This window comes from Shewanella sp. TB7-MNA-CIBAN-0143 (genome assembly GCF_040310065.1).
Taxonomy (GTDB): Bacteria; Pseudomonadota; Gammaproteobacteria; order Enterobacterales; family Shewanellaceae; genus Shewanella.
In genome coordinates, this window is the sequence record NZ_JBEOPL010000009.1 from 130756 (window position 1) to 150277 (window position 19522).

Below are 19522 nucleotides of genomic sequence, written 5' to 3' on the forward strand. Positions count from 1 at the left end.
GAGATTCGTCATAATGTATTACCTAATAACAATCGGTACAGCGTAACAACATAAAGTGAATGAGTTCTATGCATGCAACCAAATAGCGCGGGTTTACCCTTATCGAATTAGTGGTAGTCATCATTATTTTAGGCATTTTAGCCGTAGTTGCAGCGCCTAAGTTTATTAATCTGAAAAGTGATGCGCTTATTGCCAGTTTGAAGGGATTCCAGGGAGCATTAAAGTCAGCGAATACCTTGGTTTATTCAAAAGCGGTATTGTCGGGTCAAGAAAAGCTCGAATCAGGTTCGGTAACACTAAATGGTGTAAATATTAGCACTACTGTGGGATACATAACGCCTCTGGCTGACAATATAGCCAAAGCACTTGATGGTTCATTTGAGGTAGTTGTTGACGCAAGTAAAACGGATATTACCGCTGACTGGGCTATTTTTTATAATGCCGGCACGAATCCATCAGTATCTATTTACCCTAAGGGATTCACTTCTTTTGCAAACTGTAACTTACGTTATTTGGCAGGTTCATCTGTTTCGGCTGATCCAACATTTTATGCCCTAACCACATGCTGTTAATTGTAGAAGCAAGACATAAATTGGTTTGGTTTGAACTTGGCCGCTAACACCAATAAAAAAAGATGACGCTTCCTGTTATAAAAACACTGTCAGACAGCGTCTTTTAAAGACGCTTATTTCACGGCTGAATACCCTATGACATGTTGGGCTAAAATGCCCGTAACTGCCATTTCAGCAACATGGCGTAAATCATCATGTGTCGCGCCATCAGCAGCTTGGATAGACATACCTTTAAACAATGTCACGATCAAGGTTGCTAACACTTTCGGCTGACAATCATCAGCTAATTCGCCTCTTTGTTTAGCCTCAGCAAACTGATCAATTAATTCAGATTGATGTTTAGTTTGCAGCAGATGAACCGCTTCTTTAATCCCTTCGCTTGCTTCATTGCATGACAACGCACTATTGATTAGCGCACAACCTTGCGGGTGGCTACAATCGGTGAACTGCGCCGCCGCGCCTACTAATAAAGCTCGAATAACATCGGCAATATGCTCATGTTTAAAGGCGGTATTAAATAGCGAATCTGGGCGATTTTCATAAAGCTCAATGGCTTTTAAGAACAACTGCTCTTTATTACCAAATGCAGCATATAGGCTGGGTTTTTTAATTCCCATCACCTCAGTTAATTCGCTTATAGAGGTACCTTCATAGCCATTACGCCAAAAAACATGTAGCGCTTGCTCTAATGCAAAGTCGATATCAAACCCACGAGGGCGGCCGACACAAGCTGCTTTTGTTATTGTCATCAATAGTACCTCTTATATTAACGAATCATTATTTATCATCACGTTAACTGACTAATTTACGGTAGATAATTCGTACATCTTAGCACAACACTAAATCATAGAAAGGGTTAATAATAAGTAGATTAAGCGCTTTTTTTCATCTTTATCAAGCATTGATTAACGCTATTTCATCGTCACTCTCCACGTTATATGCCGTGAAGCTATTTCATCATGTTGATTATTAATCACCTTGTTATAATAATTTAATACCAATCGGTACAAAACTAATTGACAGTTGTATTTTAATCTATATATTACCGTGCGGTACAGAACAATTTATACCGATTGGTATAAAAACATAGCCAAAGACAAAAGTAACGCACCCAATAGCTTGTTAAATAACGTAAATGCTATGGATTAGAGGACAGCACCATGAAGACGTTAAAATCAATTAAAATCACTTTGTTAGTAAGCCTAACGGCATTACTATTAGTGGCGTGCGGAAAGCAACCAGCACAACAAGCGAATACACCCGCAGCGCCTAAGGTGGATGTTGCTAACGTACTTTATGAACGCATTACCGAGTGGGATCAATTTACTGGACGCTTACAAGCACCAGAAAAGGTTACTTTGGTACCTCGCGTGTCAGGTTATATTGAATCGATTAACTTTAAAGAAGGCGCGCTAGTGCAAAAAGGCGATGTGTTATTTACCATCGACTCGAGTGTATTTACTGCTGAATATGAACGCCTTAAAGCAGAATTAACCAGTGCAATATCAGCTAACCAACTTGCTGAAAATGATTATGAACGAGCCAATAAGCTGTTCCATCAAAAAGCGGTTTCAGAAGAGCTTATTGATACTCGTCGCTCTAATATGCATCAAACTGCCGCTGCTGTAGCATCAGTTAAAGCAGCATTAACTAGCGCCCAACTTAACGTTGAATATACCCATGTTACCGCCCCAATTACGGGTCGTGTATCGTATGCCAATGAAACGGCAGGTAACTATGTCACCGCCGGACAAACACATCTCACCAGCTTAGTCTCTACATCGCATATGTACGCTTATTTTGATATCGATGAGCAAACGTATTTAAAATATTCCGCGTTATCGTTCGAGAACAAACGTCAAAATCCACGTTTGGGCAACAATGCTGTGGTGATGGCTCTGGCAAATGAAACCAGTTTTAACCACCAGGGTGTGATCGACTTTGTCGATAATTCGGTTGATCAACAAACAGGTACTATCCGCGTTCGAGCAAACTTTGCCAATCAGGATAATCAATTATTACCCGGCTTATTTGCCCGCATCAGCATTGCGGGTAGCGAGTCATACGACAGCATTTTAATTGACGACAAAGCCATTTTTACTGACTTAAATAACAAGTTTGTTCTGGTAGTAAATGACAAAAACACCCTTGAGTATCGTAGCGTTAGCCTAGGTGAGAAGCTTCACGGTTTACGTATTATTACTGCCGGTTTATCCCCTAACGATACCATCGTGGTAAACAGTCTGCAGAAAGTACGCCCTAACGTCACTATTGAGCCAAATCTCACCGACATGGCCGATAGCGACAAATTAGAAGCATTACATCAAGCACAACGCCTCCTCGATAACCAGCCATTAACAGCAAGTGTTGCTGATGACGCAAGTCAGGGTTAAGGAAACCACATAATGTTGTCTCAATTCTTTATTAAAAGACCAATTTTTGCCGCTGTTCTGTCGCTGCTGTTCTTTATTTCAGGCGCGCTAGCAGTATGGCAATTACCCATTACCGAATACCCTGAAGTGGTGCCGCCAACGGTAGTTGTTACGGCAAACTACCCAGGTGCTAACCCTAAAATCATTGCTGAAACCGTTGCATCACCGCTAGAGCAAGAGATTAACGGCGTAGAAAACATGTTGTACATGTCTTCGCAAGCCACGTCTGATGGGCGCATGACGCTAACCATCACCTTTGCGATTGGTACTGATGTTGATTTAGCTCAAACCCAAGTCCAAAGCCGGGTCGAACGAGCAAAACCTCGTTTACCAGAAGAAGTACAACGCTTAGGCATAGTCACCGAAAAGTCATCACCTAGCTTAACCATGGTGGTGCATTTAACCTCGCCCGACGATCGTTATGACATGTTGTATCTGTCTAACTATGCGGTATTAAAAGTAAAAGATGAATTAGCCCGTATTACCGGTGTGGGTGCTGTGCGTGTGTTTGGCGCTGGCGACTACAGTATGCGTGTGTGGTTAGACCCTAATAAAGTAGCGGCAATCGGATTATCACCGAGCAATATTGTTGCCGCTATTCGTGAGCAAAACCAACAAGCCGCAGCCGGCAGTTTAGGCGCGCAACCTAGTGGCGACAGTGATTTCCAATTACTGATTAACGTTAAAGGCCGTTTATCCAACGTTGAAGAGTTCGAAGACATTATTGTTAAAGTGGGTGATCAAGGTCAGATCACTCGTTTAAAAGATGTTGCCCGGGTTGAATTAGGTGCATCGACTTACGCCCTACGCTCAATGTTAGACAATAAAGACGCGGCTGCATTACCTGTGTTCCAGGCCTCGGGTTCTAACGCGATTCAAATATCTGATGATGTTCGTTCTAAAATGGCTGAGTTGTCTAAGTCATTTCCAGAAGGCTTAACCTACGACATCGTTTATGATCCTACCGTGTTCGTGCGTGGCTCAATTAAAGCTGTGGTACAAACACTGGTTGAAGCATTATTGCTGGTTGTATTAGTGGTAGTGCTGTTTTTACAAACGTGGCGCGCATCCATTATTCCATTAGTGGCGGTTCCAGTATCACTTGTGGGTACATTCGCCTTTATGCACCTAATGGGCTTTTCGCTGAATGCCTTATCACTGTTTGGCTTAGTGCTCGCGATTGGTATCGTGGTCGATGATGCGATTGTAGTAGTTGAAAACGTTGAGCGAAATATCTCAGACGGATTATCGCCCGTTGCTGCCACTCAAAAGGCAATGAAAGAAGTGACCGGTCCGATTATTGCCACCACATTGGTACTGGCGGCGGTATTTATTCCTACTGCATTTATGTCAGGCTTAACCGGACAGTTTTATAAACAGTTTGCGCTAACCATTACCATCTCCACTTTTATTTCGGCAATTAACTCGTTAACCCTTAGCCCTGCTTTATCGGCATTATTGCTTAAAGGTCATCACGAGAAAAAAGACGCACTTACCCGCGGTATGGATAAGTTATTAGGCGGTTGGTTATTTAATCCGTTTAACCGCATGTTTGCGCGTATGTCTAACGGTTACGGCTGGTTAGTGAAGAAAATCATTCGTTTTGGTGCTGTCATTGGTATTTTGTATATCGGTTTAGTCGGCTTAACAGGCTTACAGTTTGCCAATACCCCAACAGGTTATGTGCCTGGGCAAGATAAACAATATCTTATTGCCTTTGCCCAACTACCTGATGCTGCATCATTAGATCGCACTGAAGCTATCGTGAAAGAAATGTCACGTATTGCACTTGAGCAACCTGGTGTCGCCCATGCTGTAGCCTTCCCAGGTTTAAGCATTAATGGCTTTACCAATAGTACTAACAGCGCCATTTTATTTACCCCGCTGGATGACTTTGCCGATCGCAAAGATCCATCATTATCAGCAGGTGCTATTGCTGCCGCGTTAAATCAAAAATTCGCCTCGATTAATGGCGCATTTATTGCGATTTTCCCGCCACCGCCAGTGCAAGGCTTAGGCACCATTGGTGGCTTTAGATTACAAATTCAAGACCGTGCTAACTACGGTTACGAAGAGTTGTATAAAGTGACCATGCAAGTGATGCAAAAAGCATGGGCAACGCCAGAGCTAGCGGGAGTATTCTCGAGTTATCAAGTCAATGTGCCACAACTTGAAGTAAACATCGATCGTACTAAAGCCAAGCAGCAATCGGTGTCGTTAGACGAATTGTTCTCCACCCTGCAGGGTTATATGGGTTCGGTTTACGCCAACGACTTCAACCAGTTTGGCCGAACTTATCAAGTGAACGTACAAGCAGATGAGCAGTTTAGACAAACGCCTGAACAAATTGCCCAACTAAAAGTACGTAACAACCAAGGTGAAATGGTGCCTATTGGTTCATTTATTAATGTCACCAATTCATCTGGTCCAGACCGAGTCATGCATTACAACGGTTTTACCACTGCGGAATTAAATGGTGGTGCTGCACCTGGATTTAGTAGCGGTGAGGCGCAAGCTGCAATTGAAAAGATTTTAGCTGAAACCTTACCTAACGGTATGACCTACGAGTGGACTGAGATCACCTACCAACAAATTTTGGCAGGCAATGCGGGCGCCTATATTTACCCATTAATTATCTTGTTAGTGTTTATGGTATTAGCCGCGCAATATGAAAGTTTAAGCTTACCAATAGCCATTATTCTGATTATCCCAATGACACTGTTATCGGCATTAACAGGGGTACTTATCTACGGTGGAGATAACAATATCTTTACCCAGATTGGGTTAATTGTACTGGTGGGGCTGGCAACTAAAAATGCCATTCTAATTGTTGAGTTTGCCAAAGAGTTACAAGATGATGGCATGGAACCATTAGAGGCCATACTTGAAGCCGGACGCTTACGTTTACGGCCTATTTTAATGACCTCGATAGCCTTCATTATGGGTGTGGTACCTATGGTGTTTTCTAGCGGACCTGGTTCAGAAATGCGTCAAGCAATGGGTGTTGCAGTATTCTCAGGCATGATTGGGGTGACTATTTTTGGCCTTATCTTAACGCCACTGTTTTATTATGCCCTCGCAAAACGTGGCAAAAATAAAACCGAGTTAGCCGAATCGGCCATAACGCACGATTAACCGCGTTATTGATTCAATGATAAAAAAGAGGTCACCTAAGGTGACCTCTTTTTTATTGCTCAATAACTCATTTACACAAATTTGATTCACGATTGCACTTGTGCCAAAACGGGCAGCGCAGGAAAAGCACCTTTTGTCGTACACGTTATCGCACCACACTTAATTGCAAACTCGGCAGCAGTTTGAACGTTCACTCGATTAAGCAATTTTTGTACTAAAGGCCCAGGAGTAAAATATCCTTCATCACGGCCGAGTTCAAATAAGAACCCCGCAACAAAGCTATCTCCGGCGGCAGTAGTATCTATGGCCACAATTTTAGGCACCGGCAACTCAAAGGAAAACTCAGCACTGTGGCATAAAACGGACTCAGCACCATTGGTGACCAAAATTAACCTCACCTCTTGCGCAATACAGAATGCTAAATAATCGTCAAATGATACCCCACGCTCCAGAGCCAAATAGAGTGCTTCTTCTTTACTCATTTTCAACAGGTGTGTGTAACCAAAACATTGCTCTACTCGAGCCGATAACAGCCGAGTGTCTTGCCATAGTGACAAGCGCAAATTGACATCAAAACTGACTAACGTTTGTTCTTTATGCGCTTTTTTAGCACCATAGAGACTCGCAGTGAAAATGGCCTTTTCAGTAAATGTATTTGAACAAAGATGAAAAATATCAATTTGAGACCAATCGATAGCATCAAAATCAGCTTCACGGTATAGCATGTCGGCAGTGTTTTGCCGATTAAAGCTAAACGACCGTTCCCCTTGAGCATCTAAACTGACTAACACGGTGGCAGTAGCAGCATCTGGCACTACTGTTAAACAACTGACATCCACACCTTGTGCTGCCAAGGCATCTTGCAACATCACGCCATAATGGTCAGCACTAATGCCACCAGCAAAATGGCTCTTACCGCCTAATTTAGCGTAACCCACAGCGACATTGGCAGGCGCGCCGCCAGGGATAGGCTCGTGCACTAAACCAGAATGGCCCACTGGCAGTAAATCAATTAATACTTCACCAAAACTCAATAATGTACTCATATAAAACGTCCAAAAAAAAGCCCATTTGCATGGGCTTGTTAACAGGGATTTCTAAAACTAATGCAACTAATACCATTGCAAATAAGATGACTACAACTAGCTGACTAAAACTAGCTGATTACAACTAAGGCAATGACAATAAACGATTAAAACTCGTACTTAACGGTAGCGCTGGTTGTACGGCCGTTAATGGTTCTGGCACGAATAATATTGTTATCGGGTACCGAACCTTCTTCAGCTTCGGTAATACCGACAGTATCAAACAAGTTATTGACGTTAAGCGCGACCGATAACATATCGGTTAGCTGGTACGACGCAAACGCATTGACTTGAGTGTAACCATCAAAACTTAGGTCATTGTTATCTTGAGCATAAGACTCAGTGGTACCAATCAAATTGACCCCAACAGAGCCTTTATCAAAGTTATAACGGCCCATTAGAGAGTAAATAAAATCTGCTTGGCGACGTGGTGTGTTGCCGATTACGCCTGGGTTAAGGGCATCTTTAACAATTTCAGCATCGGTCCAGGTTACGTTACCGCGGAAGTCGAAATCGCCAACGTAGTAAGCACCTTCTAGCTCAATCCCTTTGGCTTCATATTTACGGTCAAAGAATATTTGGCTCGTGGCTTCAAAGTTTTGCTCTTCGGTTTCAGAGTAAAATGCTGTCGCAAATACCGACATATTATCGTAACGATACTTCACACCCACTTCGTACTGGTCTACTTCATCCACTGAGTCTTCGTCAGAAACTGAACCATCAGGACTCACCTTACCAAATAATAAACGGTCAGCATTAGCACGGCCACCATGACTGATACGACCAAATGCAGCTAAATCTTCAGACACTTGGTAGTTAGCACCTAATGAGTAAGATAAGTATCCCCAGTCATAATTCACTAACTGTGGGTTAGCATTATCAATTGACGACACACTTAACTCAGGCTGAGAAATCACCCCATCACGGTTCATGTCCACTTGTGATTGCACATTACCCGCATAGTAACCACTGGCATCGCCAGAGTCATAGCGCACGCTACCGTCTAACGATAAATCGCCAAACTTAGATGACGCAGCAATATACGGTGCTTTAATGGTGTAGTCTGAATCATAATTACGTTGGCAACAATTGCCCCAATAAGGCACGCCATAAGCATATAAACCATTATCAGAGTAAGACGTACCATCTGCGGCAACCACATCTAAAAGTGCGGCATTATCACCTTGCACTTCCATTAAGTAAGAGTTCCACATCCACGTCATATTGATATTTTGTGTAGCAGTATAAAAACCAAAAGTGACGTTAGAATCGTCAAACGTCTTGGTTAATTTCATGTCATTGACGATAGAGCCAAAGTCATTCATGGTCACATCAAAACTGTGCACCCGCATTGCTAAGTCACTGTCAAAGGCTTGGCCTGCTTTAGCACCGTTAGCATAAATAAGTGTCGAGCCTGCGCCGCCAATACTGCTAGCAATACTTGAACTGTTAGCCACTTCGGCAGGCATTAACGACATAAAATTACCGCTCACATCCGAGATACGGAAACGGTTTTCTACTAACCAATCGTCACCTAAATCAAATGAGGCTTCTAGTCCCACCGAGTTAACAATCGGATTCATACCATCACGCATATCACCACGGCTAATATTGCCGTTAGCATCCAAGCGTAGGGTTGATAACATGTTAGCTGAATGAACCGTATCAGATTGAGCATCAAATCCAGGTATTGAGCTGCCATCGGAATACATTGGCATCGGCAAATAACCAATGCTTTTATCATTTAAGTGCTTTACATATAAACGCACATAACCAGAATCAAACTCTTTGGTTAAGTTAGCTTTAATTTGGCCACCCTTGTTTGCGGTGTAACCAGGGTCACGCGGGCCATCACCGGTGCGCACAAAGCCACCGATGTGAAAACGCATCGAGTCATTAATGCTGGTGCCGTATTCAAAATCAGTACGCAAAGTATCGTAATCTAGGCCTACAGTAGATGAAATACTGCCAGCATCACTGGTACCAGTTTTACTGATGACGTTAATAATACCGCCTGGTGCATTACTGGCAGCTGTTGATGCTGAACCGCCACGGATTGATTCAATAGTTTGTGTTGTAGAATCAATACGTAAGAAAATATCCGCATTACCAAATGCAATATCACCAAACTGTAAAATAGGTAAGCCATCTTCTTGAATTTGCAAGAATTTAGCTCCACCAGAGGCAACAGGTAAACCACGTACCGCAATGTTGGCGTTACCTTCACCACCAGTCGATTCAACCTTCATGCCCGGAATAATACGGAACGCTTCGGCTGATGAACGAGGTGAGCTAATCGCTAAATCTTCTGGCGACACACTGCTCACCGACACGCTCGAGTCCATTACACGTGTACCACGGGCTACACCCGTTACCACAATGCGCTCAAGGCCAATGGCGTCTTTCTTGGTTTCCGCAGTATCTGCTTCAGCAGCCCACAAGCTCGAACTGACCATCACCGCTAGCGTACTCAATACAAATTTTTTAGATGTGCTTATTATCATTTTTATGTCCCCACATAGAGTGTATTGATGTTGTCTTATCTCCCCATAACAACATCAGTAATATATTCATCAATCGAACTAAGCCCCCAAACTAGCTCAGTAGCGAGTCAAAAGGTTAAGGTTAAGGTTAAAGTTAAATTCAAGCCTTTACTTAATCGATTAAGTTACAAGTTAGCAACTAAACAGTAAATTGCAAGTACAATTTATGTTCAATTATCGTTAACAGGATTAAAAAATCGTCTAAGTAGATGTTTATTAGATTAAATATTTATAATCGCAGAGGTTCATTATTTAGCGTCAGCGGTCAACAAATGCCCTGACGGATCACGAAGCAGATTGTAGGCTGCCAATAAGCACAACATAAATGCAAAGCCGGTTGCTAAATAAAACCCGTATTTAACATGACCAAATATGTCGCCTACCACTCCCATCAACAATGGACCTAATGCAGCAGAAAGCGCAGTAAAGAATAAAATAACCCCAGCAACCGAACCGTGCTGATCAACCGGGAAACAGCTGATCCCTTTAGAGTTTAATGTTGGATACATCATTGACATAAACAAGCCTGATAAAGGCAATAAAATAACCGCCGCAGAAATGCCATACATCATTGCACCTAAATAACATAGGCTAATTGCTAGGCTGAACCAAAACATCACTTGCTGCCAACTGTATCGATTGAGGATCCAGCCACCTAAGAAACGTCCCAGTGCCCGTAATGTGAAAAAGATTGTTAGTGCATACGTCGCGATTAATGCCAACTCACCTTCATAGTTGAGTAATAGCGTCGGCATCCATACATAAATGGCCACTTCAGTAGCAACATAAAGCCCAATCGCTAAAGAGTAGCCCAATGCATAAGGGTTTCTCATCATGCTAAACGTACTGGCTAGATTAATATCTTGAGTAGATGAGCGCTTAAGTTGCGGGTATTCAGCCTTATAAGCTAACCAACATAATATTAAACAAAACACCCCTGCACCAAAATACAGATACTTCCACGACACCCCTGTTATCAATAAATAGCTGACAATCGCCGGGCCGACCATGGCACCCACACCGAAAAAGCCTTCGACGGTATTCATGGTACTTGAGTGTTGTTTTGAGTTAGTTGAAATATCACCAATTAATCCTAGCGCACCCGTTTTGAACACCCCAATAGCAATACCGACTAACGCCAATAAACATAGAAAATAATAAAATGACTCACCTAATGCGAACATAAAACTGGCTAGCGCAAACAGCAGTAAGCCAATTAAAATTGTTATTTTTCGGCCTAACTTATCCGCCAGAAAACCCAAAAATAGCCCACTTAATGCGATAAATAGCATTGGCATGTAATGAAATGCACTCGCTTGAGACATCGATAAATCAAATGTGTTAATCAGCTCAGGAATAATCACTCCCACCGCATCAGAAGTCATCGCGAACATAAAAAACATTAAATATGTTAGTATTCTTATCCTAGTGTTACCACTATTCTCATTACTCTTCATATGGTTAACCATACTTTTCACCTTATTGTTATATGTTTTCTTTGTGGTCACACAGTCTATTTATGGCGACACATTCGTCTTCTCCCACAGAAAACGAATTCAATATTTAAACAAAGCCCTTGAATAATGTTTCATATTGGTTAAATATACAACTTAATCGATTAAGTTTTTTTAAATACTTACTTTAAGAGTCACCAACATGAAAAATAATGTTCAGCTGATCACTTACGTAGATCGTATAGCGCACTCAGACTTAAAAGGACTCAAACAGGTTCTCGACACAGAACTGCATGATCTCTTTGGTGGCGTACATCTGTTACCTTTTTACTATCCAATTGACGGCAGCGATGCTGGCTTTGACCCTATAGACCATGCAAAGGTAGATGAACGTCTTGGTGATTGGAATGACGTAAAGCAGATTGGCCAACAATACGACATCATGGCCGACTTAATCGTTAACCACATGTCAGCAGAGTCTACCGAGTTTCAAGACGTGCTTGCTAACGGCAAAAACTCTGCTTACTGGGATTTATTTTTAACCAAAGATAGTGTATTCCCAGACGGTTTAAGCGCAGAAAACCAAGCTAAAATATATCGCCCACGTCCGGGGAGTTGTTTCACCACCTATAAACTCGCCGACGGTACACAAGCCGAGTTTTGGACGACTTTTACCTCAAATCAAATTGATATTAATGTGCATACCGCTGCAGGTCAGGCACATTTAAACAAGGTGCTAACGCGTTTTCATGAAAGCAAAGTCGATCTTATTCGTCTTGACGCTGCGGGTTATGCCATTAAAAAACCAGGCACTAGCTGTTTTATGATTGAAGAATCATTTGAATTTGTCGATGAGTTAGCCAAAAAAGCCAACAGCCTAGGCATGACCACCCTTGCCGAAATTCACTCGCATTACATGACCCAGCTCGATATCGCTAAGCGCGTAGACATGGTGTACGACTTTGCGCTGCCGCCATTGATTCTCCACAGCTTATTTAGCCAAGATGCCAGTGCATTAAGCCATTGGCTATCCATTGCCCCACGCAACTGTGTCACGGTATTAGATACTCATGACGGTATTGGCATTATTGACGCTGGCCCGGTCGGCAATAAAGCAGGTTTATTAACAGCGGCAGAAATTGATAACTTAGTTAATCGCATCCATAGCAATAGCAAAGGTGAAAGCCTGCAAGCAACGGGCGCAGCAGCCAGCAATGTTGACCTATACCAAGTTAATTGCACCTACTACGATGCACTTGGCCAAAATGACATTGATTATTTAATCGCTCGAAGCGTGCAATTTTTTGCTCCAGGTATTCCGCAGGTGTATTACACCGGTTTACTGGCAGTGCCTAATGCTATGGAGTTACTGAATCAAACTCAAGTAGGTCGCGACATTAACCGCCCTTATCTACAGGTAAGCGACATTCAAACTGCCATGCAAAAACCGGTTGTTAAAGCGCTATGTGAGCTGATTACTCTACGTAATAACGTCGATGCCTTTAATGGTGAGTTCACCATGACAAACCAGGCTAATCAGTTAGATCTTTGTTGGGTGCATGGCGACAGTTCAGCCAAGTTAAGCGTTAATTTTGCCACCAAAGAAGCCCATATCAACATCGTTGAAGCCCAGCAATCGACTCACATTGTACTGACTGATTTACTGGCTAAACACAGCGGATAATCTACGAGTGTTGTAAGCTTAAACGTAAACAAGGCGCCTAATTAGGCGCCTTGTTTATATCGATATGATTGTCTCGATCTGATTGTCTCGATCTGATTGTCTCGATCTGATTGTCTCGATATATTTGTCTCGATATGTTTGTATCAAACTGTTTGTATCAAACTGTTTGTATCAAAAATTGTCCGGTCATCAATATTACATCAACAACTACCACCACGAGAAAGTTCATAACCTAACACTTCAGCATGATGGGCATCAGCAATAAACATTTCTGCGGCTTTACGGCCTTTTTGTTCTGAATGCTGGAACACGGTTGTCAGCGGCGGGATAGCTCGTGAGCCTTCATCAATACCATCAAAACCCACCACTCGAATATCTTCAGGGATCCGCAAACCTTGTTGGATTGCCTCGCGCATTAAACTCAAGGCAATGAGGTCACTCATGCACAAAAATACATTCGGACGCGGTACACAATTAAGCGCTTCTTTGGCTGCTATAGCAGCAAAGTCGGCATTACTTTCAGGAATATTCCAAATGCGATCATCACCAAGCTTAACCCCAGTATCACCAATGGCATCCAAATAGCCTTGCAAACGCTGATGTGCTACTGAAGTGTCGATTTCCATAGAATGAATATCATACACGCGGCAGGTTAAGTGAGTGTCGAGCAAGCGTAATCCAAGAATTGCGACCTGATCTTGCTCAGATTGAATTGCCAATTTAGCCACTTCATAGGCACCGGCTTTATTATCGATACTCACCGAAGCACTACGATGAATATTAAAGTCGACAGTGACTACTTTTTTACGGATTTTTTTTAATTGCTCGGCCAATAAACGGTTGCGAGGACGGCCATAACAAATAAAACCATCGACAAAATCATTTACGCCATTCACATTGTCAGAACTGCCAGAAAACAACAGTAAATTAATTTTATGTTGCTCAAAAACTGCCGCAACGCCTTTCATAAACTTACTGGCCACGGGATCAGACACCATGTATTCAATACTGTCCGACAACACTAATGCTACCGTATCAAATTTGCCACGCCTTAAAGATTGCGCTGCTTTATTCGGTCCAAAATATCCGAGCTCGTTACAGGCAGCTAGAATGTCTATTCGACGTTTTTCCGACAACTGATCTGGACGATTAAACGCATTAGATACCGTCGCATTCGACACACCTAATTCTTTGGCAATACTTTTTAAGGTCCAATGCTTGGAGTCTGGCATAGTGGGTCCGTTTATGTCGTGGCGTTAGCCTAAAATAGCTATAAATAACATGAATATACTGACGCTAGGCGGTAGAACATCAAATCTGAATTTCAGATACTGGCCTAGCGTTTAAGCGAAAAACGGCACCAGCTAGTTAAACTGCTGCCAAATTATAAATCGTCTTGCTGTTGAACATGATCAACAAGACTAGCGATCGACATATTTTGCTCAGCAGTTGGGTTTTTTAAGCGTTTTGCAAACCAAAAACGAGGTTTCCAATAGATATTATTCAAACTCGAAATTTTTACCCCTTTTTTAGTCGAGGCATGTAAAAAACGGTCATTGCCCATGTAAATACCGACATGACGAACGGTTCGGGTGGTTTTGAAAAAAACGAGATCGCCAGTTTTTAACTGATTACGCGGTATTTCTTTACCTAAAATACGTTGCGAGTTCACGGTACGAGGTAACTTGTCGCCAACAATATTCAAGTAGGCCAAATACACAAACCCTGAACAATCTACGCCATTTCTACTCAGGCCACCTAAACGATATGGAGTGCCTTTCCATTGATTATGAAAACTCAGTAGGTTTGACTCACTCCACTTAGGTGGTTCTGGCTTAAGCATGGGAGGAACCACCACGGGCTTAGACGCGATAACCACAGCAGGCGAAGACGCACATGCAGATAACAACAGCACTAAACAACTAAACAATAATCTTTTAGCCAATTCAACCCACTCCAAACCCCGAAAAATCATCCGAAATATAAATATTTTTGCCGCAATACACAATAAAAATAACCGCCGCACCGCTTAGCGTTAACGAGTCATCATTTGTATGCACTGCACTAAAGCCCGTTTAGCTGCCATTTTATCGATTTTAATTTGGCAGCGTAGCATAGTTCCTTGCCAATTTGACCAAAAAACACTCGCTAACGTTGATGCCGGTAAGTCCGCACGAATATGCCCTTGTTGCTGCCCTTGTTGAATAAGTGCACTCAATAGGCCGATCCATTGATCATAAAGCTGATTCAAGGTTTGATGCAGTTGCGGCGACTGACTACTGACCTCTACCATCAAGTTACCCATCAAGCAGCCGCGTGGTTCACTGCCACTAAACAGCTCGTCAATGAGTTGATGATATCCATTTAGCACAGTAGATAAATTGGTTTTAAAGTTTACGCTTGAATCGATAGCGATAGGTTGAATACGTTGCTGGAAATAATGTTCGGCCACGGCTGTGGCAAATGCTTCTTTACTGGCAAAGTAATGATAAAAAGAACCTTTAGGAATACCCACTTCGTCGAGAATCAATTTAATCCCCACTGCACTATAACCGTGTAACGCAAAAAGCTTTTCACCTACGACGCATATTGACAGTCTACTCGCTGCACTTTTATTCATTTAGCCTTCCTTTTTTAGTGATAGGATAACTAAGAATAGACCAGTCGGCTAACTTTAGTTGCTCATAATCAAAAACATACGCGTTTATCTGTAAATTATCCTACAAAATTGCCCCATCAATACTCCACTTCGGGATCAACTCATCTATATACACTATTGTATACACAATCCAAATGGGAATTATTGAGAGCATTAACTGAGTCATAGACCTTGGAGCAAACCACGCCAATCAATACAACGGCATTAAATACAGTTTCATCCACACAAGGTATTCAACCTAAATGCCATTAACATCAATCAGTTTTTTATACCGAAAAAACCTACACAATCCAGAACGAATAAGACTGTCAATATGATGGATAAGCAGTTGCTTGTACCATCAGAAGTGAAACGGAATTAATCAGTATGGGTATTATTGGCTATCGACTGTTTCAATAACTGCATATTTTCATCACGCTCATCATGATAGCTATTGTCCATATGTTCATCTACCAGCTGTTCACAACGTTTTTGGGCTTCATATTGCTTGAGAGGATCCACTTCTTTATCGGTTTGCGCTTGGCACAACACATTAGCCAAAGCCAACCACGGCATGACATTTAACAGCGGTTTTATCACATGGTTTGTCACAGAAAAATGCATCCATAAGTTATACCAATCCTATTAAATATGTGATCTTTCAGCGGGAGTTCAAAGTACTGTAGGCAAGGCAGATGATTGAAGCGAATAGTGATTCTATTTTGAAAACATCTAACGCAGCATAAAGTACTTTGAAACCCGCCAGAATGGAGTCTCTCAGGTATTCCACTTCTGTGTTGCATCGATTTAAAAGGGAACAGCCATTTCTACATCAATGCGCCTTGAATTAAAAAACCTGAGAGACTCTGAACTGATCAGATATTTAATGAGATTGGTATTAAGTGCTACACATGCTTTTTAGGCATAAAAAAACCAGCCCAAAGGCTGGTTTGAGTATAACCGAATAGATTATCCTGTTACACGTAACTCATCGACTACATCTTTTACGTCATCGGTGTTTTTAGCGATGGCTAAGGCTAAATCACGTTCTGCATCACTCGACACTGTGCCTTTTAATGTCACTACGCCATTAGCGACATCGACGTTAATATCGGAACCTGACACGTCAGCAGAGAATAATAATCGGGTTTTCACTACGGTAGCAACTTTCGAATCTGTGAGTGAGTCACTTAAATCCTTGCTGTCTTCATCACTGTACTGCTTCATCACCGAAAGCTCATTGTTAACGTCTTTCACGCCATCTAAGCTTCTAATTAACTCTCCAGCAAGTGACTTATCAACACTGCTGTTAACTTTACCTGTTAGGGTCACGTTGCCATCATGCACGTCGGTATTAATATCAAATGAGTTCAGATTTGCATTTAACAAAAGTGTTGTTTCAGCTTTACCATCGATCCACGCATCTTTTGCATCATCTTGCCAATCTTGTGCTGCATTTGCACCGAATGCCATTGAACCTAACATAATGCTCATTACTACAGATAATGTGGTCTTGTTCATAAAGTTTTCCTCCGTTGTTAATCTCAAGGAATACAATGCGTGAACCATGCCAATTGTTATAAGCATCTGTTAATAATGAATTAACAAGTATTCATGGTTATTGTCATCTTACTGATAGATGACAATATCGGACTTTTTTACCGACGCTAGGTAAATTTTTCATCGTTGCGATGAGAATTAATGACTCTCAATTGCATTCGCGGAATAGCCTGATCTAGCATTAAATGACCCCTCCAGAGAATGAACAGATGACTAATGCCGTACTATTATGCTGTCAGTCAGGTAAACACACGCCAGCCACAAATTAACATCCATTAAAACACGCTTTCTGTGTCGCCGATGGCTAAGTATGAGCAAAAGAGAGGTTTTTCATGGTGTCACAGCTCATTTGCAGCCAAGCAATACCTTCGGCAAGTTGGCTAGCAACACGCTGGTTTTTAGTTTTTCTAGCCGTTTGCTTTAAATGAGCCAAGACCTGTTGTTCGGTTTCAACCAATACCGCTATCGCTTGGGGTAACGGCTTATGCTGTATAACCTGCTCAGCCTTAGCATAGTGTCGATGTGAGGATTGTTGATGGTAAGTTTGACTATCTATTGGCCTTGCTTGGCTTGTTCGCACCACGCTAAACAAAGGAGTTAAACGATCCAGCATGCATTTTCTAATGTCGGCCATGCGGATAAAAATCCGTTTGATGTTGTAATCGTCAGCTCCTAATGTAGCTTGGGTATAAAATTGTTGCCCTTCCTGGCATAAATCAATTGCCTCATGTAATAGCCATACATCGGACTCAACCTGTTCTTCTCGAGTAAATGATTTCAACGTAAATCCTCCTGCATTGGATAATTTTACTGGCACTTTGTTGGATGGGTTGTGTAACATATACGGGTACAGCACACCTTATTAAGCAAAAACTAAACCATGAACACCCCATGCACATGGGCAAAAATTAATTAACCTTCTAATAGTTAAAGTTATTATAATTTGTCCGGGTCTGAGTTAATTACCTAATTACACGGAATGATCACTGGTGATTGTCAACACGACATCACTGGTAAACATTAGACTTAACACCACAGGGAGTGAATCGGTATGCCACGTCCAACACTTTTTTATCATTTACACCGTCGTCAAGAAGGTGAAGCACGGCTCCTGGCCTTACCGAGTTGCCAGCACTTTAATAAGATTGCTAGTTCAGTTGACCAGCCCTGGTTAGACCAGCTGCACAGTAACTCGATAGACGTTGCTATTATTGAATTATCGCAGTTAAGCCAACTAGAATACGCAGAGTTAACTGACAGTGCGTTAATGTCTGATATTGAGTTCATCTTCTTAAGCGAAGGTAAACCGAATCCTAACTTAGATTACTTAATGTCAAAAAGCGCTGGTTATCATTTTCGTCAGCCTTACGATGCCGACGCAATCAACGACACCTTAGAAGACTTTGCCCAAGACTTGCAGTCACAATCGACAAAACAACAACAGCCATTTTCTAGTGAACTAGACCAATACGGTTTGTTGGTTGGCTCATCGCGGGCAATGCACAAGTTGTATCGTACTATTCGTAAAGTTGCCGTAACCGAAAGCAACGTACTTATTGTCGGTGAAAGCGGTGCGGGTAAAGAGCTTGTAGCCAACACCATTCACCTGGCCAGTCACCGAATCAACCAACCATTTATCGCCATTAACTGTGGTGCATTAAGCCCTGAACTGGTCGACAGTGAGCTGTTTGGCCATGTAAAAGGCGCTTTTACCGGTGCTCATCGTGATCACCGTGGTGTATTCGAGCAAGCAGAAGGCGGTACCTTATTTCTTGATGAAGTCACCGAAATGCCGCTAGAACATCAAGTAAAATTGTTACGCGTACTCGAAAACAATGAATATCGCTCTGTCGGCTCACAACAGCTTAAAAAAGCCAATGTTCGCATTGTTGCTGCCACCAATCGCGATCCAGCTGACGCTATTGATGCTGGGCGTTTCCGCGAAGATTTATATTTTCGTTTAGCGCATTTCCCTATCCTAGTGCCACCATTACGCGATCGTAGCAATGACATCAGTGGCCTAGCACAACATTTTTTAGCCTACCGAAATACTGCTGAAAAACTGACTAAAACCTTTTCAGATGATGCGATTAAACTTATCCAACAACAAAAATGGCCCGGAAATGTTCGCGAACTAAAACACGCAATAGAACGTGCATATATTTTGGCAGAAGATACTATTTTACCAAGTCATATCACGGTGACACCTCTGGAACCATCAACTGAGCCTTTAGCTGACGACGTACAAATACCTGCTGGTATGCGCTTAGATGAACTTGAAAAAGTAGCTATTTATCAAGCGCTCGACAACTCATTGGGCAATAAAAATGATACTGCCAAACAGCTAGGTATTAGCGTCAAAACCCTTTACAACAAACTCAGTAAATACGAAGACCAAACCGGTTCAGACGAACCATAG

General features: G+C 42.1%; 14 protein-coding genes and 1 pseudogene. 5 read left to right on the forward strand and 10 right to left on the reverse strand.

Features of this window, described 5'->3' with window-relative positions; all coding sequences use genetic code 11:
* Nucleotides 1-92 precede the first annotated feature (92 nt).
* Nucleotides 93-572: pseudogene (locus AAEY97_RS09560) on the forward strand (type II secretion system protein); the annotation flags it as partial.
* Nucleotides 573-685: 113 nt separating this feature from the next.
* On the opposite strand, the gene AAEY97_RS09565 reads toward AAEY97_RS09560, so the two are convergent.
* Entirely contained in the window at nt 686-1321 is a 636-nt protein-coding gene (locus tag AAEY97_RS09565; RefSeq protein WP_101088648.1) for a TetR/AcrR family transcriptional regulator, read from the reverse strand.
* A 411-nt stretch (nt 1322-1732) separates the two neighbouring features.
* On the opposite strand from AAEY97_RS09565, the gene AAEY97_RS09570 reads away from it, so the two are divergent.
* Complete coding sequence (locus AAEY97_RS09570; protein ID WP_182744666.1) at nt 1733-2965, forward strand: efflux RND transporter periplasmic adaptor subunit; 1233 nt, start codon at nt 1733-1735, stop codon at nt 2963-2965.
* A gap of 9 nt (nt 2966-2974) precedes the next feature.
* Nucleotides 2975-6139 carry an efflux RND transporter permease subunit gene (locus AAEY97_RS09575; protein ID WP_502959449.1) on the forward strand — a complete coding sequence of 1055 codons (3165 nt, stop codon included), beginning with the start codon at nt 2975-2977 and terminating at the stop codon, nt 6137-6139.
* Nucleotides 6140-6225: 86 nt separating this feature from the next.
* On the opposite strand, the gene AAEY97_RS09580 is transcribed toward AAEY97_RS09575, so the two are convergent.
* The 3 genes from AAEY97_RS09580 to AAEY97_RS09590 form a co-directional block, all read right to left on the reverse strand.
* Nucleotides 6226-7185, reverse strand: coding sequence for a carbohydrate kinase family protein (locus AAEY97_RS09580; protein WP_350998400.1), 960 nt, complete (start codon nt 7183-7185; stop codon nt 6226-6228).
* Between the two features lie 146 nt (nt 7186-7331).
* The gene (locus tag AAEY97_RS09585; RefSeq protein ID WP_101088652.1) at nt 7332-9728 is read right to left on the reverse strand and encodes a TonB-dependent siderophore receptor; all 2397 of its coding nucleotides are present in this window, start codon (nt 9726-9728) and stop codon (nt 7332-7334) included.
* Nucleotides 9729-10015: 287 nt separating this feature from the next.
* Complete coding sequence (locus AAEY97_RS09590) at nt 10016-11236, reverse strand: MFS transporter (protein WP_101088653.1); 1221 nt, start codon at nt 11234-11236, stop codon at nt 10016-10018.
* A 187-nt stretch (nt 11237-11423) separates the two neighbouring features.
* Here AAEY97_RS09590 and gtfA point away from each other — a divergent pair, with 187 nt between their 5' ends.
* Nucleotides 11424-12905 carry a sucrose phosphorylase gene (gene gtfA, locus AAEY97_RS09595; RefSeq protein ID WP_350998405.1) on the forward strand — a complete coding sequence of 494 codons (1482 nt, stop codon included), beginning with the start codon at nt 11424-11426 and terminating at the stop codon, nt 12903-12905.
* Between the two features lie 200 nt (nt 12906-13105).
* Here the strand turns inward: gtfA and AAEY97_RS09600 are convergent, their stop codons facing one another.
* From AAEY97_RS09600 to AAEY97_RS09625, 6 genes are all read right to left on the reverse strand, one after another.
* Nucleotides 13106-14137 (reverse strand): LacI family DNA-binding transcriptional regulator, encoded by a 1032-nt coding sequence (locus tag AAEY97_RS09600; RefSeq protein WP_101088655.1) that lies wholly within the window; start codon nt 14135-14137, stop codon nt 13106-13108.
* Between the two features lie 152 nt (nt 14138-14289).
* Nucleotides 14290-14880: a C40 family peptidase gene (locus AAEY97_RS09605; RefSeq protein WP_162024433.1), complete on the reverse strand. Its 591-nt coding sequence runs from the start codon at nt 14878-14880 to the stop codon at nt 14290-14292.
* A 60-nt stretch (nt 14881-14940) separates the two neighbouring features.
* The gene (locus AAEY97_RS09610) at nt 14941-15525 is read right to left on the reverse strand and encodes a TetR/AcrR family transcriptional regulator (protein WP_350998408.1); all 585 of its coding nucleotides are present in this window, start codon (nt 15523-15525) and stop codon (nt 14941-14943) included.
* A gap of 396 nt (nt 15526-15921) precedes the next feature.
* On the reverse strand, nt 15922-16155 hold the full coding sequence (locus AAEY97_RS09615) for a hypothetical protein (protein ID WP_350998411.1): 234 nt from the start codon (nt 16153-16155) through the stop codon (nt 15922-15924).
* Nucleotides 16156-16512: 357 nt separating this feature from the next.
* Nucleotides 16513-17064 carry a BON domain-containing protein gene (locus AAEY97_RS09620; protein WP_182744963.1) on the reverse strand — a complete coding sequence of 184 codons (552 nt, stop codon included), beginning with the start codon at nt 17062-17064 and terminating at the stop codon, nt 16513-16515.
* Between the two features lie 343 nt (nt 17065-17407).
* Nucleotides 17408-17884, reverse strand: a complete 477-nt coding sequence (locus AAEY97_RS09625) for a glutamyl-tRNA reductase (RefSeq protein ID WP_350998414.1) — start codon at nt 17882-17884, stop codon at nt 17408-17410.
* Between the two features lie 270 nt (nt 17885-18154).
* Between AAEY97_RS09625 and AAEY97_RS09630 the strand changes: the two genes are divergently transcribed.
* Entirely contained in the window at nt 18155-19522 is a 1368-nt protein-coding gene (locus tag AAEY97_RS09630) for a sigma-54 interaction domain-containing protein (RefSeq protein WP_101088661.1), read from the forward strand.

Bases quoted from the DNA above. Each gene is read 5' to 3' on its own strand.
- AAEY97_RS09565 (WP_101088648.1), bottom strand. From the start codon at position 1,321: ATGACAATAACAAAAGCAGCTTGTGTCGGCCGCCCTCGTGGGTTTGAT.
- AAEY97_RS09570 (WP_182744666.1), top strand. From the start codon at position 1,733: ATGAAGACGTTAAAATCAATTAAAATCACTTTGTTAGTAAGCCTAACG.
- AAEY97_RS09580 (WP_350998400.1), bottom strand. From the start codon at position 7,185: ATGAGTACATTATTGAGTTTTGGTGAAGTATTAATTGATTTACTGCCA.
- AAEY97_RS09585 (WP_101088652.1), bottom strand. From the start codon at position 9,728: ATGATAATAAGCACATCTAAAAAATTTGTATTGAGTACGCTAGCGGTG.
- AAEY97_RS09590 (WP_101088653.1), bottom strand. From the start codon at position 11,236: ATGGTTAACCATATGAAGAGTAATGAGAATAGTGGTAACACTAGGATA.
- gtfA (WP_350998405.1), top strand. From the start codon at position 11,424: ATGAAAAATAATGTTCAGCTGATCACTTACGTAGATCGTATAGCGCAC.
- AAEY97_RS09600 (WP_101088655.1), bottom strand. From the start codon at position 14,137: ATGCCAGACTCCAAGCATTGGACCTTAAAAAGTATTGCCAAAGAATTA.
- AAEY97_RS09605 (WP_162024433.1), bottom strand. From the start codon at position 14,880: ATGATTTTTCGGGGTTTGGAGTGGGTTGAATTGGCTAAAAGATTATTG.
- AAEY97_RS09610 (WP_350998408.1), bottom strand. From the start codon at position 15,525: ATGAATAAAAGTGCAGCGAGTAGACTGTCAATATGCGTCGTAGGTGAA.
- AAEY97_RS09620 (WP_182744963.1), bottom strand. From the start codon at position 17,064: ATGAACAAGACCACATTATCTGTAGTAATGAGCATTATGTTAGGTTCA.
- AAEY97_RS09630 (WP_101088661.1), top strand. From the start codon at position 18,155: ATGCCACGTCCAACACTTTTTTATCATTTACACCGTCGTCAAGAAGGT.